Raw genomic sequence first — 15,960 nt, forward strand, 5'->3', positions numbered from 1 at the left:
GGGTCGTCAGGCCGCACATTTTTGCGCGCCATACTGGAATGACCGACGTTTCAACTGAGGAGCAAAGATGCAAATCCTGGTCAACACCGACAACAACATCGCGGGTACGGACGCAGTCGTGGCGGAGGTGGAGTCCTCGGTCGAAACTGTTCTGGCCCGGTTCAGCTCCCGGTTGACGCGGGTCGAGGTCCACCTCAGCGACGAGAGCGCAGGCAGGGCGACGACCGAGGACATCCGTTGCCTGCTCGAGGTGCGTCCCGCCGGGGGCAACCCCCTCGCGGCAACCGACCATTCCTCCACGATGACCGGGGCCGTCAGCGGTGCGCTGCACAAGCTGGCCAGCGTGCTCGAGACCACGTTCGGTCGCATGGACGACCACAAGGGCGCATCCGCCATGGGTGACGACCACACGCCCTGAACCGTCTGCCTGACACGGTAAAGTTGGCCGTCCGCCTCGCCCGGGGGCTGAACCGAACCCGAGAGGACGGCCACAGTGAGCCTGATCAGGCTGAACGACGTCAGCATCCGTTTCGAGAACACCCAGATTCTGCGTGAGGCCTTCTTCCGACTGGAACCAGGCGACCGGGTTGGACTGATCGGCCGCAACGGGTCAGGTAAGTCGACGATTCTCAAGCTGGTCCTCGGCCAGGCGAGCGCGGATGCCGGCACCGTCACCCTCGAGGCCGGTACCCGGGTGGGCTACTTCTCCCAGTTCTCCGAACTGAACGGCGAATCCACGATCACCGAGGTGCTCGACGGCCTGTTCGCCCCGATCAAGGCCCTCGAGGCCGAGCTCGCGTCGATCGACGCCCGGATCGCGGCGGATTCTGCGCAGAGCGCCGAACTCGACCGGCTGATCCACCGCCAGGCCGAGCTGTTCGAAGACATGGACCGCCTCGATGGTTGGGACTACCCGCGGCGTATCGACGCCGCGCTGACCACCCTCGGGTTCGACGAGGCCCACCGCGTCTGCGCCATCGATTTGCTTTCCGGCGGTTGGCGCAACCGGGCGGCGCTGGCGAAGATCCTGCTCGAGCGGCCCGACGTGCTGCTCCTGGACGAACCAACCAACTACCTGGACGTCGCCGGCGTCGAGTGGCTCGAGGCCTGGTTCCGCTCATTCCGCGGTGCGGCCATCATCGTCTCGCACGATCGCCGGTTCCTTGACGGGGTCGTCACCCGCATCATTGAGGTCGAGAACTACCACCTGCACGAGTACCCCGGCAACTTCGGCGACTACGTGGTGCAGAAGCAGTTTCGCCTGAAAACCCTCGAGCTGCAGTTCCTGCACGAGTCGGAACTGCTCGCTTTCGAGGCGGAGGGGATCAGCGACCGCCGCGAGGCCGCAAAGGCTGCCAGCCGCACCCTCGACAGCCAACTCGCGCACATCAAGAAGACCCGCAGCCCGCGGCCCGTCGACACGATCATCACCGAGATCTACGGCGGGCTGCACGTGAAGGACTCGCTCTGCCGCATCGAGTCGCTCAGCAAGTCCTACGGCGAGAAGGCGCTGTTCACCGACCTCACCTTCGAGATCCGGCGCGGCAACCGCATCGTGGTCCTGGGCTCCAACGGCAGCGGCAAGACCACCCTGCTACGGGTTCTGGCGGGGGAGGAGAAGGCCGATTTCGGCGAGGTGGCCTGGGCCTCCGGCGCCGCCGTGGTTTCCTACAACCAGGTGCTCGACGGCCTTGACGACGATGACACCGTCAGCCACTCCGTGAACGCGATGCCGGGCAGTCTCGCCTTCACAGCGACCCGCAAGTCGGTCAACCGGTTCCTCGCGATGTTTCAATTCTCCGAGGCCGACCTCAAGCAGAAGATCGGCAACCTCTCCGGTGGGCAGCGGGCCCGCGTCGCCATGGCACAGTGCTTGCTGTCGGGGGCCGCTGTGCTCCTGCTCGACGAACCGACGAACCACCTCGACCTGGCCAGCACCCAGGTGATGGAGCGCGCCCTCATCCACTTTCCGGGGGCTGTGGTGGTGGTCAGCCACGACCGGTTCTTCACCGACAAGATCGCCACCCGACACCTGATCTTCGGCAGCGATGCGGCCGCGCCCGGCGAGATCCTGGTGCGCGCGGCGTAACCAATTCGACGGAGATTTTCGCGACAGAGCGCGGTTTTCTCGTCTTTGAGTACGTTTTGGGCAGAATCTCCGTCGAATCAGTTCGACGGAGATTCTGGCTCCCCACACTCTTCCGTGTGTGCCGCCCCGGCGGAGCCCGTGTGTGCGGCCAACTCAGGACATCCGGCGACCGGGTTGACCGTCCGCAGCGGACCTGTGCGGAAGCAGACCGGATTTCCGGCTCGGCCAGACGGATCTCCTGAGTTGGCCAAAATCGGCGACGGATGTGGTCGTGCGGCTTTCCAGGTCAGGTCACGGGCTCGATGCGGCCGGCAGCTAACGCGCCCGGCCGGGCGGCCGACAGTGAGGCGTAACGGTTGCTGGAACCGTTCTGAACCCGGGGTGGACATCATGATCGTTGTGACGCGGCTGAACAACAGCCAGTTCGCGATCAACCCGGACCTGATCGAGCGCATCCACGCGAGCCCTGACACGACCCTGGTCATGGTCGACGGCGCCAAGTTCATCGTCACGGAGACCCTCGACGACGTCATCGAGAAGATCGCCCGGTTCCGGGCCCATGTGATCTCGCTGGCCTACCTGACGCCGGATGCCGACTACCGGCCGGGCATCCGTTCGCTCGAAATCGTCGAGGGGCCGCACGCGATCGAGGAAATCATCGAACCGGGCAGCACGGTTCCCGCCCGCCCGCGGAGGCTCTGATGGATCCGGCAACCCTGGTCGGAATCGCCATCGCCTTCGGCTCACTTTTCGCCATGATCACTCTCGAGGGCAGCAGCTTGCACTCGATCCTTCTGCCGGCACCGATGATTCTCGTGTTCGGCGCCACCATCGCGGTCGGCATCGCCGGCGGCACGATCAGGGACGCGATCTCCGCGTTCAAAGCCGTGCCCGCCGCCTTCATCGGCAAGACCACCCCGCCGCAGCAGGTCATCGACCAGGTCGTCGGCTTGGCCGAGAAGGCGCGCAGTTCCGGTCTGCTCGCCCTCGAGCAGGAGGCTGACAACGTCGCCGACCCGTTCCTGCGTGGCGCCCTGCAGAACATCGCCGACGGCACCGACGGCGATGAACTGCGCATCCTGCTGGAAGACGAGCTCGCGACCGCCACCAAGGAGAGCCGCAACGCTGCCAAGTTCTTCACCAGCCTCGGCGGCTACGCGCCCACGGTCGGCATCATCGGAACCGTCGTCTCGCTCACGCACGTGCTTGAGAACCTCGACACCCCGTCCACCCTCGGCCCGATGATCGCGGCCGCGTTCGTCGCGACCCTGTGGGGCCTGCTCACGGCCAACTTCCTCTGGCTGCCGATCGGCAGCCGGCTCAAGCGCCTCAGCGACATCGAAGTCGAACGGATGACCCTGCTCCTGGAGGGTGCGCTGGCCGTGCAGGCAGGCAGCCAGCCTCGGCTCCTCGGCGAGAGACTGCGCGCCATGGTGCCCGCGCCGGCCTCCGCCAGGGCAGGCAAACCAGGCAAACCGGGCAAACCCGGCAAGGGCCCCAAGGCGGACAAGGCGGACACGTCCCTGCCGAAGGCCGCATGAGCGGGCACGGACGCGGGCACGGCCGCAGGCGGGGCCTCGAGGAGGAGCACGTCGAGCACGTCGACGAGCGGTGGATGGCGTCGTACATGGATATGGTCACCGTGCTGATGTGCATGTTCATCGTGCTGTTCGCGATGTCTTCCGTCGACCAGGAGAAGTTTCTGCAGCTGAAGAACTCGCTCGCGACCGGGTTCGGGGCCACCGACGTCGGTAAGGTCGACACGGCCAAGGGCGTGGTCGTGACCAAGGACAAGGTCGCCCAGTCCGAGGTGACCGGGTTCACCGACATCGACCTCGCGGCGGCAGAGGTCACGGACCTCACCGCGGTGAGGGACGCCCTGCAGGCCGCAGTGGATGCCCAGGGCGTGGCCCAGGAGGTGCAGTTCACCATTGACGACCGCGGCCTGGTCATCGGGCTGATCGGCTCCGAGGCGTTTTTCGAACCCAACCTCGCCAACCTGAGCCGCCAGGCCGTGCAGGTCCTCGACGCCGTGGCGCCGATCCTCTCCGCCAACACCCGCGAGGTGAAAGTGGAGGGCCACGCCGACCGGCACGGCGTCACCACCAACTACCCCACCGACTGGGAGCTATCCGCCGGCCGGGCGACCGCCGTACTCCGCCGCCTGGTCGAGTTCGGCGGCGTGGGTCAGGAACGGGTCTCCGCCGTCGGCTACGGCTCGGCCCGGCCGGTCGCGGAGGGAGCCGATCTGGCGGCCCAGGCGCAGAACCGACGGGTCGACGTGGTGCTCCTCTCCAGCCAGCCGGAGGCGGTGCGCACGCTGATCCCCGACATCGTCTCGGGTTTCACCGCCGCCGGCACGGAACCTGCTGAAGACACGGGAACCACGGAAACCGTGAATACCACGGAAAAGACGAAAACCACGAAGACCGTGGGAACCGACGTCGACAAAGACGCGGAAAAAGCACACTGAGCTGCTAACCATCCGTTTGCCCTGACCGATAGTCCTCACCGTGACGGTCCAGGAACAAGCAGTGATTGGTGTGCCCGCTTCGGCGAAGCGCACGGTCGAGGTGTACGACTTTCGTCGCCCGACAACGCTCGCCCGCGAGCACTCCCGGGTGCTCGAACTCGCCTTCGAAACCTTCGCGCGCCAGTGGGGCACCCAGCTCACCGCCAAGGTGCGCGTCATGTCCCAGGTGAAATGCGACCACGTGCTCATGCGCACCTACGACGAATACGCGTCGTCGCTGCCTGCCACGACCGCCATGGTGCTCTGCCCGGTGAGTGGCATTTCCGCGAAAGCCGTCGTGCAGTTCCCGACCTCCGCGGCCCTGTCCTGGGTGAGCCACATGCTGGGCGGAACCGCGGTCACCATGCCGCCGGAACGGGCGTTCACCCAGATCGAGCTGGCCCTGGTGCGCCGGCTCATGGACGACGCCCTCGAGGACCTGCGTTACTCGCTGGGTTCCCTGCTCGTGCACACGATCACCGTCGGCGGCATCCAGTACAACTCCCAGTTCGCCCAGGCCGCGGCCACCGCCGACCTGATGATCGTCGCCAGCTTCACGATGCGCATCGGCGACGCATCCTGCGCCGCCACGGTCGCCCTTCCGGCGGAGGCACTGTTGCCTCAACTCGTCGAGTCGGCTCCGGAGACCGGAAGTGCCGACCCGGCCGAGCTGCTGCGCGGCCAGCTGGCCCAGGTTCCGGTGGATGTCTCCTTGCAGCTGACGCCCGCGCTGGTTCTGCCCAGCGTCGTGCTGGGTCTTGCCGTGAATGATGTGCTGCCCCTTCCGCACCCCCAGCGCCGCCCGCTCGACGTGGTCGTCGACGGCCACACGCTCGCCCGCGCCGCCGTCGGTTCCAACGGCTCCCGACTGGCCTGCATCGTCATCGACACCGAGGAGTCCACCCCATGACCGTCATCCCCATCGCCGTGCAGACGGCGGCCGTCGAGGCCCTGCTGGACGTGCTCCCCACCGTGACGCGGCTCCGGGCCGAGTCCTGCTCCGGTGCCGCCCTCGCCGGCCGGCTCGGCACCGCCGCGGTCGCCTCCTTCGTCGGCGTCACCTCCGCGGATCTCGCCGTCGTGCTTGCGGACCCGGCCGCCCTCGACTCCGCGTCCGGCCTCGATTCCTCGCTGATCTCCCGTCAGGACGTGCTGCGCCCGGCGTTGGAGAGCGCGTCCGGCGTCTTCGGGATCGGGGTCCTGGGGGACACCCGGTCCGACGACGCCACGGCCCTGTTCGCGGATCCCGCCACCAGCGTCTTCGAGCTGTCCGGCGACGGCCAGATCACCGGCTGGTTCGCCGTGCGGCTGCGTGACAACGGCGTCTCCAACGGTGCGGCCAGGTCCAGCCAGTCCGTGTCCGGCAAGCTCGGCCGGATCAACAGCGTGCAGATGTCGTTGACCGTGGAAATCGGGCGTACCCGCATGTCGGTGCGCGACGTGCTCTCGCTCGAACCGGGTGCCGTCATCGAACTCGACCGGTCCGCCGGGGCTCCCGCGGACATCCTGCTCAACGGCCGGCTGATCGCGCACGGCGAGATCGTGGTCGTCGATCAGGACTACGCGGTGCGGATCACCCAGATCCTCGATGTGGCCGAGAGCCTGACCTAGGTGGAAACCACCCTGGTCGCGCTCCGGGTGGCGCTGTCCCTGGCCGCCGTGCTGGGGCTGCTCTGGGTGCTCCAGCGCAAGCTGACGAAGGGTTCCCTCGGTGGCCGCACCCCGAACCTGGTCACCGTGGTGGGCCGGCAGGGCGTCGGCCAGAAGGCATCCGTCGTCGTCGTCGACATCGAGGGCCGCCGGTTCGTGCTCGGCGTGACCGAGCAGTCGGTCAGCGTGCTGCACGACGGTCAGGCGCCGACGGATGCCGCGGCGCCCCTCCCGGCGCCCCTCACCGCCGCCCTCGCCGCTACCCTTCCCGGACGCCGCGCGCACCACGCCGCGGCCGACTTCGCCCGCGAGCTCGACCAGGCAACGCACGCCGCGCACGCCGGCGCCACTCACGACGGAGAGGAACTCACGCCGCCGCTCATCCTCCGGCCGCGCCGGGACCGCGCCATTCCGGGCCGGATCGGCGGGTCGATCCTGTCTCCCGCCACCTGGCAGCAGACCGCTGCCGCCCTCCGGCAGGGCCGGTGACACTCGCGGCCGTGCGCCCGGATCGAAGCCGGGACATTGCCCGGTACCTGATGATGGCGGCCCTCGTGCTCGTGATCGTCGTGGCGTTCGTGCTGCTCGTGGCGCCGGCGGGCCATGCCGCCCCGATCGATCCGGTCACACCGACCGACCCGGTCACCCCCACGGAACCGGGCGGCGGCGGGCTCAACGTGCAGATCAACGGCCCGAACGGCGAACCGTCCTCGGCGATCGTGACCCTGATCGGGATCACCCTGCTGTCGGTCGCGCCGGCCCTGCTGCTGATGATGACTAGCTTCACGAAGATCTTCGTTGTGCTCGCGATGACCCGCAACGCGCTCGCGCTGCCGTCGATCCCGCCGAACCAGGTGCTGGCCGGCCTGGCCCTGTTCCTGTCGCTGTTCATCATGTCGCCCATCCTCACCGACATCAACGACAGCGCCCTGCAGCCGTACCTGAACGGCACCATGTCCTTCGACGACGCCGTCACACTCGGCTCGAAGCCGCTACGCACGTTCATGCTCGCGCACACCCGGGAAGAGGACCTCGCCCTGATGACCCGGGCCGCCGATCAGCCGAACCCGGAGACCCGCGAGGCCGTGTCGCTGCTCACGCTGATCCCGGCGTTCATGATCTCCGAGCTGCGTGCCGCGTTCATCATCGGGTTCGTCATCTTCGTGCCGTTCCTGGTGATCGACCTCGTCGTGTCCGCGGCGCTGATGTCGATGGGCATGATGATGCTGCCGCCGGTGATGATCTCGCTGCCGTTCAAGATCCTCCTGTTCGTACTCGTCGACGGCTGGGGTCTGATCATCACGACCCTCGTCTCCAGTTACCGGGGTGGCTGATGGACACCAACGCCGTCCTCGACATCGGACTGCAGGGCATCCTGATCGCCGGCAAACTGTCCGCGCCGATCCTGATCACCGCCCTGGTCGTCGGTTTCGCCATTTCCCTGCTGCAGTCGATCACCCAGATCCAGGAGGTGACGCTGTCGTTCGTGCCCAAGGCCATCGCCGTGGCTGTGGCGCTGATCATCTCCGGGCACTGGATGATCTCCGAGATGGTGTCCTTCACGGAGATGCTCTTCGCCAAGATCCCCGGCCTCATCGGTGGCGGCTGATGAACATCACCCTTGACTTCGCCTGGATCGAAGCCACCATGCTCGCGGGCGTGCGGATGGTGGCGTTCCTCATCGTGGCGCCGCCGTTCTCCTACAACGCGTTCCCGCTGCGGATCAAGGGCATGCTCGCCCTCGGCCTGGCCCTGGCGGTTTCGCCTCGGGTCACGCCGGGCTGGGTCTCGCCCGACACCGGCGGTTTCTTCGCCGCCCTGCTCCTCGAGATCGTGGTCGGCGGCCTGCTCGGCTTCCTCGTGCTCGTGGTCTTCTCCGCCATCCAGTCCGCCGGCAACCTGATCGACATGTTCGGCGGCTTCCAGCTCGCTCAGGGCTTCGACCCGCAGGCCATGGTCAACGGTGCCCAGTTCACGCGGCTGTACCAGATGACCGCGCTGGCGCTCCTATTCGCCTCGGGCGGCTACCAGCTGATCCTTGGCGGCATCACGCGTACGTTCGCGGCCCTGCCGATCGGGGGCGGCATCGACCTCGCGGTGCCGATGCAGACCATCACAGTCGCGGTCGGCCAAATGCTGCTCTCCGCCGTGCAGATCGCCGGACCGCTGATCGTCGTCCTGTTCCTCGCCGACGTCGGCCTCGGCCTGCTCACCCGGGTGGCCCCGGCCCTCAACGCGTTCGCGCTCGGGTTCCCGCTCAAGATTTTGATCACGTTCACGCTGGGCGCCGCCGGGGTCGTGGCCCTGCCGCGCATCGTCGCGTCGCTGACCGACGACGCCGTCGCCACCATGCTGGGGGTGAGATAGCTGTCCGACTCCGGTGAGAAGACCGAACAAGCCACCGACAAACGGATGCGCGAGGTGCGGTCCAAGGGCCAGCTCTCCAAGTCCCAGGACCTGACCGCGTGGATCGGCATCGGCGCGGCCGCCGCCATGGCCCCCGTCACCACCGGTCTGGCCGCGGACGCCGGAACCGACCAGATGATCCGTATTCGCAGCCTGGTCGCCAACCCGCAGCCGGACCTCGCCGTGCAGATGCTGGTGGACTCGCTGGCCTCGATGGGAACCATCCTCACCCCGATGCTCGCGACGGTCTTCGTGGTCGTCCTCGTGGGCGCTGTGGCGCAGGGCGGCGTGCACTTCAAGAAGGTCGCCGGAAAATACGAGCAGTTCAACCTGGTGACCGGCCTCGGTCGCACCTTCGGCGGCCAGGCCGTCTGGCAGGGCGTCACGGCGCTGCTCAAGACCATCGCCGTGGGTCTCGTGCTGGTGCTCGTGGTGCAGGGGCTCGCTCCCATCCTGATGACGGCCGGGGGACTGCCCGTCTCCGTGCTGATCGGAGCGGCCAGTGACGGCGCGACCGCTCTTGTGCAGTCGGCTGTCATCGCCGGCCTGGTACTCGCCGCCGCGGATGTGTTCGTCGTGATGAAGCGCAACCGCAAGCGCACCCGCATGACGAAGAAGGAAGTCACTGATGAGAACAAGAGTTCCGAGGGCGACCCGATGGTGAAGTCGCAGCGCCGGGCCCGGCAGCTCGCCATGAGTCGCAACCGCATGATCGCCGCCGTCGCCACGTCCGACGTCGTGCTGGTCAACCCCACCCACTTCGCCGTCGCCCTCCGCTACGAGCCGGGCAAGTCCGCCCCCCGGGTCGTGGCCACGGGAGCGGGAGTGATCGCGGCGCGCATCCGGGAACAGGCGGAGACCGACTGGGTCCCCATCGTGCGGGACATCCCGCTCACCCGTGCCCTGCACAGCGCCTGCCAGCTGGGTGACGAGATCCCGGTGGAGCTCTACAACGCCGTCGCGCAGGTGCTCGCCTTCGTGCTCGCGCTGAAGTCTCGCGGCTCTGGAGCCGGCGAACGCACCGGCCGCGGTTCCCGCGTGCACACCCTCAACGATCGTGTCCTGACGGCCGGAGGCCACCGATGAACAGCAATCTCGCCAAACTCGCGGTGCCGGTCGGGGTTGTCGGTATCATCCTGCTGCTCGTCGTGCCGGTGCCCGCCGTGCTGCTCGACGTGCTGATCATCGTCAACATCCTCCTGGCGCTGGTCACACTGCTGACCACGATGTTTGTCAAAAAGCCCCTCGATTTCTCCGTTTTCCCGTCGCTGTTGCTCGTCGCCACCCTGTTCCGGCTGGGCCTGAACGTGGCCTCGACCCGGCTCGTGCTCAGCGACGGCTACGCCGGGCAGGTGATTGCCGCGTTCGGCGACGTCGCCGTGGGCGGGTCGCTCATCATCGGCGCTGTGATCTTCCTGATCCTCGTCGTGATCCAATTCGTGGTGGTCACCAAGGGTGCCGAACGCGTCGCCGAAGTCGGTGCGCGGTTCACCCTCGACGCCATGCCCGGCAAACAGATGGCCATCGACGCCGACCTGAATGCCGGCCTGATCACCGACGTGCAGGCCAGGGAACGCCGGGCCGAAGTCTCCGCCGAGGCGGACTTTTACGGTGCCATGGACGGCGCGTCGAAATTCGTCAAGGGTGACGCGATCGCCGGCATCGTCATCATCATCATCAACCTGGTCGGCGGCATCGCGATCGGCATGATTTCGCTCGGACTGTCCGTCACCGAGGCCATGAGCACCTACTCCCTGCTCACCATCGGCGACGGCCTCGTGACGCAGATCCCGGCCCTGCTGATGGCGGTCTCGACCGGCATGATCGTGACCCGCTCCAACGCGGAGTCCGACATCGGCGAGGCAGCCTCCGGCCAGCTCACCCAGTCCCGCAACGCACTGATGATCGCGGGCTGCGCGGCACTCCTGATGGCCCTGATCCCGGGCATGCCGATCATCCCGTTCGTGGTGATCGGGCTGGGTCTGATCCTCTTCGCCCGCCGGATCAAGGCAGGGGAGAGCCGCGACCAGGCGGGCCGGGATGCCGGTGTCGCCGCCGAGGCGATGGCGCCCCGCTCCGACACACCAGAAGACCTGATCGAAACCATGCGGGTGCACGCCCTGGAGATCCTGCTGGCCCCTGACCTCGTCGACCTTGTCTCCGGAGCCCAGGACGACCTCCTGGCTCGCGTGCGTGCCCTGCGCCGCAAGGTTGCCATCGACCTCGGCGTGGTGGTGCCGCCCGTGCGCACCCGCGACAGCATGGACCTGCCCTCCTCCACCTATTCGATCCGGATCGCCGGCGTGGAGGCCGGCCGCGGGGTCGCCCCGGCCGGCAAGGTGCTCGCCCTCGGCGACGCCCTCGACTCGTTGCCGGGCCAGGCCACGGTGGAGCCCGTGTTCGGCCTCACCGGCAAGTGGGTGCCCAGCGAGATGCGGCACAGCGCGGAGATGACCGGGGCCACGGTCATCGACCGGGTGTCGGTGCTCATCACCCACCTGTCCTCGATCATCACCGGCAACGCGGCGAGGCTCCTCACCCGCGAGGACGTGCGGGTGCTCACCGAGGGGGTGCGGCTGGTCAATCCGTCCGCCGTGGAGGATCTGATCCCCGGACTGCTCTCCCTCGCCGAGGTGCAGCGCGTGCTGCAGGGTCTGCTCGCGGAGCAGATCCCGATCAACGACCTGCCCCGCATCTACGAGTCCCTCTCCCTGCGCGCCAAGGTGTCGAATGACCCGGAGGGCCTGATCGAGACGGCCCGTCAGGCGCTGGGCCCGGCTCTCACAGCGCAGTATCTCGACGACGGGCTGCTCCGGGTGATCATGATCGAGCCTGCCTTGGAGCAGTCCATGCTCGAGGGGATGCGTCCCTCCGACCAGGGCACCCAGATCATGTTGGAGCCGAACCGGGTCGACGCCATTCTCGGGTCGCTGAAGGAGGCGCTGGGCAACGTGGAAGCGGCCGGACTCTCCGCGGTGCTGGTCTGCGCGCCGGCGCTGCGCCCGGCCATCCGTCGACTAGTGTCGGCGCAGTCCGGCGGTATCTCCGTGCTGTCCTATCAGGAGGTCACCTCGGCGAACGTGGCCATCGAAACGGTGGGAGTGGTACGTGGAACCGAGTCGATTTCAGCTTGAGGGTTCATCCCTCCAGGAGCTGAAGGCACGCATCCTCGCCGAGCACGGTGCGGATGCGCGCATCGTGGCCGCCGAACGGGTCACCGTCGGCGGCATCAAGGGCTTCTTCGCCCGCCGGCACATCGAGGTCACGGTCGAGGTGCCGGAGCGGCGGCGGCGCGCGGCCCACTCCCGACTCGACGTGCAGGCCCGGCTCGGCATCGCCGCGCTTCTCGACGATGCCGACGCGGCGGAAGCGGGTTTTCCCCGGGCCGCGGCACCCGTCTCCTCCCCGCCCCTGTCGACCGCGACGGACGGCTTCGCCCGCCTGATGGACGAACTCACCTTCGCCACCCAGGAACCCATCCCGCCGGTGCTGCCCACGCCCGCGCCGCCCGCCCCCGCCCCGGCGGCCGCCCAGGGGGGCGGCAGGCGCAGGGACGCCCGGCTGAGAGAGAGTGAGCAGGCGGCCGCCGAAGCGGCGGTGCCGCGGCCGCTCCCGGGTGTCGGAAACCTCGTTCTCGTCGTCGGGTGGCAGGATGCCGCGGTGCGGATTGCGCGGGAGCTGGCCGTGGCGCATGGTTCGGCTGAGGTCCTCGTGGCCGGCGCGATCGACGACGGAGCGCCTGCCGCGGCCGGGCTCGCGCGCATCCTCGACCGGCGCACGGCGCTGGAGGCACGGGCCAGGGGAGTCAAGCTCGGACAGACCGGAATTCTGGCCTTCGGTCTGGGTGCCGACCCGGCCACGGCGGACATCTACGCCGCATTGGTGGCCGCGCTCGGTGCCGAGCAGGTCTGGCTGGTCGTCGATGCCGGCCGCAAGCCCGCAGACACCGCCCGGTGGGCGGCTGAGGTTGCCCAGAGCGTGCACGTCGACGCGATCGCGGTGACGGGCTATGGCGACACCGTCTCGCCTGAGACCGTCGATGAGCTGCAGATCCCCATCGGTTGGGTCGACGGCGCCCCCGCCGAGGCCAGCACCGTGGCCGGAATGCGGCGACGGCTCGCGGGCCGGCCCGACCGGTCAAGCTAGGCTGGACGAGTGCTGGTTCTAACACGCAAACAGGGGGAGAAGATCCTCATCGGTGACGACATCGTCATCACCGTTCTCGACGTGCGCGGTGACAGCATCCGGATCGGCGTCGACGCTCCCCGGGGCGTGCGCATCCAGCGGGACGAGGTGCTCCGCGCCGTGACCGAGGCGAACATCGCGGCGAGTCTCGCGGGTCAGGGTGACGACGACGCCGAGGCCCGCCTCAAGGCCACCCTCGCCCTCCTTCCCACCGCGCCGCCCGCCGAATAGCACGCCGCGCCGCGCCCCGCCCCGCCGCGCCCCGCCGCCGCCCGCCGGTGGTCGAGCCTGTCAAGACCCGGGACGAGAGCCACGCCTACAGCCCCACCCGCTTGCTCGGCAGTGCGATCAGTGTCTGTTCCGGGTCGTTCTCCACCGGTGGCCGCAGCCAGTGTTGCGTTCCGGTGCGGGTGATCTTTCAGTGCTGGTTGTGTAGCAGTAGGTGGTGCGGGTGGCAGAGCAGTACTCCGTCGGCGAGGTTGGTGTCTCCGGTGTCGGTGAGCCAGTCGTTGATGTGGTGGGCTTCGCTCGAGGCTGGTGATCTGTCGCAGTCGATCCACCGGCATCCGCCGTCGCGCACTCCCATCGCGGCGCGTTGTTTCTCGGTGAAGAGTCGTTCGTCACGGCCGACGTTGATGATTTGGCCGATGTCGTCGAACTTGGTGCCGCGGGTGCCGGTGTCGCAGAGCACCCGGTCGGTGGTTTCCTGGGAGATGGGGACCGGGTTGCCTTCGATCTGCCCGTGAGCGGCGGGTTCGGCGGGACCCGGCTCGGCGGGTTCGGCTGTGAAGGCTTTCTCGGTCACGATCACGCGCACCGCCGGGCGGCATCCGCCGAAGACCGGGCCGGGGTCGGCTTCGCCGGCGATTGTGAGCAGTTGCACGAGGGAGTCCGCGTTGATCTGCTCGGTGCTGCGCGGGTCGTCCTGCTTTTTTTGGGCCCAGGCGGCGCGTTCCGGGTCGACGAAGCGCACTCCGCCGCGGCGGGGGCTGGTGATGGAGTCGAAGGTGGAGAGCACGAACTCGCCGTCTTCGGGGGCGAAGAGCCCGTTCAGGCGCACGTTGCCATTGCTCAGCCGGTAGACCTTCAGGGAGCGGTCGTCGTGGGCCTGCTTCTCGCGGGCGGCGATGCCGGCCTGATCGAGCCGGTCGCGCATCCGGCGGGCCCGTTTGAAGACCTCGTCGGCATTCAGTGACGGTGCCTCGGTGAGGAGCGCCGCGAGGGCCACCCGGAGCTTCTCCGCGGTGACTGCCGCGTCGATCTGGCCGAGCCCGGCCCGGATCGCCTCGGCCGCGTCAACCGAGAGCGTGCCGGCGGTGACGGCCCGGGCGATCGGCGCCTGCCAGGGCACCTTCGCGGTGAACGCCGCGACGTCGACAGCGTCGGCGTCGGCGTCGGGCGTCGGGCGTCGGGCGTCGAGAGCGTCGAGAGTGCCTCTTCGACCAGCTTGTCGGCCGCCTTGGTGTCGGCCATCATCGTGCCGACCGCGACGAGCTTGTAGGCGTCGCCCTTGGATGAGCCGGTCCAGTTCTGGATCAGGGCCTCGGGCGAGAGGAACCCCTGCTGCGCGGCCAGCCCCGAGTGGCCGAGTTCCGGGCGGGACCGGCGGGCGATGGTTGCGGCCATCAACGCGGCATAGGTGTCGAGCAGACGGCGCGCGCCGGCCATCCGCTTCTGGCCGGCCAAAGCCTCGGCGTCGGGAAGAGTCGCGAGGTCGGCGCTCGAGGAGCCCAGCAGGGCGACGGCGTCGGCCGCCTGCCTGAGGTCATCCGCGAGTTCGTCATGTTATGAGGATAACTTAAGGAGCACACGTAGTCGAGTGTCACTCATCTTTTGTGGATAAAAGTTTCGTATCTTTGTTCAGCAGCACGGCTGTTTGGCCGCGCGGCGCCACCGATGATCGTTTGCAGCGTCAGCGGTGAGCCTGCTTCCACACCCTGCGCCACGAAAGCCGAAGGCGGCCTCCCGGGGATGAGCCCCGCCGAGACCGCCATCAACGGACAAGCGCTCAAGCGCTCAACACGCCAGCGCCAGCACCTGAGCCCCTACGAGCCCACGCGATCCAGGCGCGCCACGCCGATCTTCGAGTCGGCCATGCCGTAGAACACGAACAGCTGCCCCGCGATCTCCTCGATCGCGGTCGGAAACACCACGTTCGGCACGATGCCGCTGATCTCATCGGGCGTCTCCGCCTTGAGCAGCGGCTCCGACGTGCGCTTCAGCACGATGGTCGGGTCGTCCGCGTCGAGAATCATCGCTCCGGCCGAGTAGTTCACCTTCTGCTGCTGCGAGAACGCGCCGTCGATGGTTCCGGTGACGCCGTGGTGCATCAGCAGCCAGCCCTCCGGCACCCGCAACGGGGCAGGGCCGCCGCCGATCTTCAGCTCTTCGAACGCGAACTCCGGCCCGGCCAGGAAACGGTGGCCGCTCCAGAAGGTGAGCTTCGAGATGTCGGCGAGCACATCCGCGACCGGCAGATAGCTGATCCAGATGCTCTGCCGGGTGTCGGTGACGCCGGCGGGAACACGGATGCCCTCACCCGGCTTGACCTCGCCCAGATCCCACATCGGGCGGTGCAGCACGGCGAAGCACTCGACTCCATTCGGGCCGGCGACCGGCTCCGGGAAGAACACGGTGTCTTTGTTGTGGAACAGGTTCAGGTCCATGTCCAGCGTGTCGTCGAAGGCGAACAGCGCCGGACCGAGCCGGCGCCACTCGCGCAGGTCCGAGGACACGGCAACGGCCGTGCGCGGGCCGAGGGGGCCGTAGGCGACGTAGGTCATCACGTGTAGGCCGAGCCGGGGAACGAAGGTGATCCTGGGATCTTCCACTCCGGCGTTGTTCGCGCCGCGCTCCCAGCCGCGGTCCGGTGCAAGAACGACACCCTCGCGTTCGACGCCCGTGGGTACGCCGTCGGTGATGATGACCTTTGCGAGTCCGACGCGGGAGACGTTTCCGGTGGCGACCAGTCGGGGGAGCAGATACAGAGTGCCGTCGGCAGAGTGCCCTGTGCCGGGGTTCAGCACCCCCTCGGCCTCGAGGTCGTTGCCCGCTTCGGGCGTCATGATGACGCCCATTCGGGTCAGGGTGTAGGGGAATTCAGTGGGGTTGGGCATTT

Annotated in this window: 17 protein-coding genes; 15 read left to right on the forward strand and 2 right to left on the reverse strand. The window is 68.1% G+C overall.

The genetic code is table 11. The features are described from left to right. Nucleotides 1–67: 67 nt before the first annotated feature. The 15 genes from E3O28_RS03335 to csrA all read left to right on the forward strand — a co-directional run bounded on the left by E3O28_RS03335 (nt 68) and on the right by csrA (nt 13,073). Entirely contained in the window at nt 68–418 is a 351-nt protein-coding gene (locus E3O28_RS03335; protein WP_104099147.1) for an HPF/RaiA family ribosome-associated protein, read from the forward strand. A gap of 75 nt (nt 419–493) precedes the next feature. Continuing rightward, on the forward strand, nt 494–2,089 hold the full coding sequence (locus tag E3O28_RS03340) for an ABC-F family ATP-binding cassette domain-containing protein (RefSeq protein ID WP_134415178.1): 1,596 nt from the start codon (nt 494–496) through the stop codon (nt 2,087–2,089). 390 nt (nt 2,090–2,479) lie between these two features. Continuing rightward, nucleotides 2,480–2,791, forward strand: coding sequence for a flagellar FlbD family protein (locus E3O28_RS03345; RefSeq protein WP_104171347.1), 312 nt, complete (start codon nt 2,480–2,482; stop codon nt 2,789–2,791). Next, the gene (locus tag E3O28_RS03350; RefSeq protein ID WP_134343326.1) at nt 2,791–3,630 is read left to right on the forward strand and encodes a MotA/TolQ/ExbB proton channel family protein; all 840 of its coding nucleotides are present in this window, start codon (nt 2,791–2,793) and stop codon (nt 3,628–3,630) included. The genes E3O28_RS03345 and E3O28_RS03350 overlap by 1 nt, the downstream gene beginning before the upstream one ends. After that, on the forward strand, nt 3,627–4,562 hold the full coding sequence (locus E3O28_RS03355) for a flagellar motor protein MotB (protein WP_134415179.1): 936 nt from the start codon (nt 3,627–3,629) through the stop codon (nt 4,560–4,562). Before E3O28_RS03350 ends, E3O28_RS03355 begins: the two co-directional genes overlap by 4 nt. A gap of 70 nt (nt 4,563–4,632) precedes the next feature. Then, the gene (locus E3O28_RS03360) at nt 4,633–5,511 is read left to right on the forward strand and encodes a flagellar motor switch protein FliM (RefSeq protein WP_241972989.1); all 879 of its coding nucleotides are present in this window, start codon (nt 4,633–4,635) and stop codon (nt 5,509–5,511) included. Beyond that, nucleotides 5,508–6,212, forward strand: coding sequence for a flagellar motor switch protein FliN (gene fliN, locus E3O28_RS03365; protein WP_104099304.1), 705 nt, complete (start codon nt 5,508–5,510; stop codon nt 6,210–6,212). The genes E3O28_RS03360 and fliN overlap by 4 nt, the downstream gene beginning before the upstream one ends. Beyond that, nucleotides 6,213–6,740, forward strand: coding sequence for a flagellar biosynthetic protein FliO (locus tag E3O28_RS03370; protein ID WP_134415181.1), 528 nt, complete (start codon nt 6,213–6,215; stop codon nt 6,738–6,740). Between the two features lie 53 nt (nt 6,741–6,793). After that, nucleotides 6,794–7,585 carry a flagellar type III secretion system pore protein FliP gene (gene fliP, locus E3O28_RS03375; protein WP_241973012.1) on the forward strand — a complete coding sequence of 264 codons (792 nt, stop codon included), beginning with the start codon at nt 6,794–6,796 and terminating at the stop codon, nt 7,583–7,585. Beyond that, nucleotides 7,585–7,860, forward strand: a complete 276-nt coding sequence (fliQ, locus tag E3O28_RS03380; protein WP_104099307.1) for a flagellar biosynthesis protein FliQ — start codon at nt 7,585–7,587, stop codon at nt 7,858–7,860. The genes fliP and fliQ overlap by 1 nt, the downstream gene beginning before the upstream one ends. Further along, nucleotides 7,860–8,618: a flagellar biosynthetic protein FliR gene (locus E3O28_RS03385; protein WP_134415183.1), complete on the forward strand. Its 759-nt coding sequence runs from the start codon at nt 7,860–7,862 to the stop codon at nt 8,616–8,618. The genes fliQ and E3O28_RS03385 overlap by 1 nt, the downstream gene beginning before the upstream one ends. After that, nucleotides 8,619–9,743 carry an EscU/YscU/HrcU family type III secretion system export apparatus switch protein gene (locus E3O28_RS03390; protein WP_134415184.1) on the forward strand — a complete coding sequence of 375 codons (1,125 nt, stop codon included), beginning with the start codon at nt 8,619–8,621 and terminating at the stop codon, nt 9,741–9,743. Continuing rightward, entirely contained in the window at nt 9,740–11,791 is a 2,052-nt protein-coding gene (locus tag E3O28_RS03395) for a flagellar biosynthesis protein FlhA (protein WP_104099310.1), read from the forward strand. Before E3O28_RS03390 ends, E3O28_RS03395 begins: the two co-directional genes overlap by 4 nt. Further along, complete coding sequence (locus E3O28_RS03400) at nt 11,766–12,803, forward strand: hypothetical protein (protein ID WP_134372862.1); 1,038 nt, start codon at nt 11,766–11,768, stop codon at nt 12,801–12,803. Before E3O28_RS03395 ends, E3O28_RS03400 begins: the two co-directional genes overlap by 26 nt. Before the next feature lie 9 nt (nt 12,804–12,812). Continuing rightward, nucleotides 12,813–13,073 (forward strand): carbon storage regulator CsrA, encoded by a 261-nt coding sequence (csrA, locus tag E3O28_RS03405; RefSeq protein ID WP_104099312.1) that lies wholly within the window; start codon nt 12,813–12,815, stop codon nt 13,071–13,073. Nucleotides 13,074–13,260: 187 nt separating this feature from the next. On the opposite strand, the gene E3O28_RS03410 is transcribed toward csrA, so the two are convergent. Then, complete coding sequence (locus E3O28_RS03410) at nt 13,261–14,193, reverse strand: DUF222 domain-containing protein (protein WP_166784720.1); 933 nt, start codon at nt 14,191–14,193, stop codon at nt 13,261–13,263. A gap of 694 nt (nt 14,194–14,887) precedes the next feature. Next, on the reverse strand, nt 14,888–15,958 hold the full coding sequence (locus E3O28_RS03415) for a glycosidase (protein WP_104099315.1): 1,071 nt from the start codon (nt 15,956–15,958) through the stop codon (nt 14,888–14,890). Nucleotides 15,959–15,960: the final 2 nt, after the last annotated feature.

It is taken from the genome of Cryobacterium sp. TMT2-14, from assembly GCF_004402465.1.
Lineage (GTDB): Bacteria > Actinomycetota > Actinomycetes > Actinomycetales > Microbacteriaceae > Cryobacterium > Cryobacterium sandaracinum.

Coding starts and splice junctions, on each gene's coding strand:
- E3O28_RS03415 (WP_104099315.1), bottom strand. CDS start 15,958: ATGCCCAACCCCACTGAATTCCCCTACACCCTGACCCGAATGGGCGTC.
- E3O28_RS03345 (WP_104171347.1), top strand. CDS start 2,480: ATGATCGTTGTGACGCGGCTGAACAACAGCCAGTTCGCGATCAACCCG.
- fliP (WP_241973012.1), top strand. CDS start 6,794: ATGGCGGCCCTCGTGCTCGTGATCGTCGTGGCGTTCGTGCTGCTCGTG.
- fliN (WP_104099304.1), top strand. CDS start 5,508: ATGACCGTCATCCCCATCGCCGTGCAGACGGCGGCCGTCGAGGCCCTG.
- E3O28_RS03355 (WP_134415179.1), top strand. CDS start 3,627: ATGAGCGGGCACGGACGCGGGCACGGCCGCAGGCGGGGCCTCGAGGAG.
- E3O28_RS03350 (WP_134343326.1), top strand. CDS start 2,791: ATGGATCCGGCAACCCTGGTCGGAATCGCCATCGCCTTCGGCTCACTT.
- E3O28_RS03385 (WP_134415183.1), top strand. CDS start 7,860: ATGAACATCACCCTTGACTTCGCCTGGATCGAAGCCACCATGCTCGCG.
- E3O28_RS03395 (WP_104099310.1), top strand. CDS start 9,740: ATGAACAGCAATCTCGCCAAACTCGCGGTGCCGGTCGGGGTTGTCGGT.
- fliQ (WP_104099307.1), top strand. CDS start 7,585: ATGGACACCAACGCCGTCCTCGACATCGGACTGCAGGGCATCCTGATC.
- E3O28_RS03335 (WP_104099147.1), top strand. CDS start 68: ATGCAAATCCTGGTCAACACCGACAACAACATCGCGGGTACGGACGCA.